Genomic DNA, 1,156 nt, shown 5'->3' with positions numbered 1-1,156 from the left:
AATAAGGATGGTTCGTTTACTTATACTCCCAATCCAGGATTTGTTGGACTCGACAGCTTTACTTACACTGTCAGCGACGGGGCTGCTACTTCACCAGCAATTTCGGCAAATATCAACGTTACAAACAATCCGCCGATCGCACAACCCGACACCTACAGCATCAGTGCCGGAAAAGTCCTCAGCTTAACAGCGCCGGGAGTTTTAATCAACGACACCGATGCAGATTTAGACACGCTGACTGCTGCGGTGGCTGCAAATCCGACGAAAGGGTCGATCGCCCTCAACAAAGACGGTTCTTTCACTTATACTCCTAACGCTGGCTTTTCTGGAACAGACACCTTTACGTACACAGTCAGCGACGGAATAGTTAGCTCGGAACCGGCTACCGTGACTGTCAGCGTCAACAATAACCCGCCTGTGGCGAATTCTGACAGCTATACTACTGCTTTTAATACGAGTCTCAACGTGACTGGTTTGGGAGTCTTAATCAACGATACAGACCCGGAAAAGGACCCGTTGACGGCGATTCTGGTGACAAATCCGGCTAAAGGGTCGATCGCCCTCAACGCTAACGGTTCTTTCACTTATACTCCCAATACTGGTTTTGCAGGGACAGACTCTTTTACCTACAAGGCTAACGACGGGAAAGCTGATTCTGCGATCGTCACGGGAAGCATTATTGTAAATACCCCTCCAACTCCCACTCCCACCGGAACTCCCACTCCCACCGGAACTCCGACTCCCACAGAAACTCCAACTCCCACGGAAACTCCAACTCCCACGGAAACTCCAACTCCCACGGAAACTCCAACTCCCACGGGAACTCCGACTCCCACGGAAACTCCAACCCCAACCGGAACTCCGACTCCCACGGGAACTCCGACTCCAGCCGGAACTCCGACTCCCACGGGAACTCCGACTCCAGCCGGAACTCCAACTCCCACGGAAACTCCAACTCCCACGGGAACTCCAACTCCCACGGGAACTCCGACTCCAACCGGAACTCCGACTCCAACCGGAACTCCAACTCCCACGGGAACTCCGACTCCAACCGGAACTCCGACTCCAACCGGAACTCCAACTCCGACTCCAACCGGAACTCCAACTCCCACGGGAACTCCGACTCCAACCGGAACTCCGACTCCAACCGGAACTC

1 protein-coding gene is annotated in these 1,156 nt (G+C 53.8%); it reads left to right on the top strand.

Going from position 1 to position 1,156, the window contains the following annotated elements:
* The coding region (locus QUB16_RS17585) for an Ig-like domain-containing protein (RefSeq protein WP_333317974.1) at positions 1-1,156 on the top strand (1,156 nt) is incomplete at both ends.

This window comes from Microcoleus sp. D3_18a_C4 (genome assembly GCF_036702415.1).
Classification (GTDB): Bacteria; Cyanobacteriota; Cyanobacteriia; order Cyanobacteriales; family Microcoleaceae; genus Microcoleus.
Note: the sequence above shows the minus strand (reverse complement) of the source record. Positions and strands in the feature narration are given on the sequence as shown.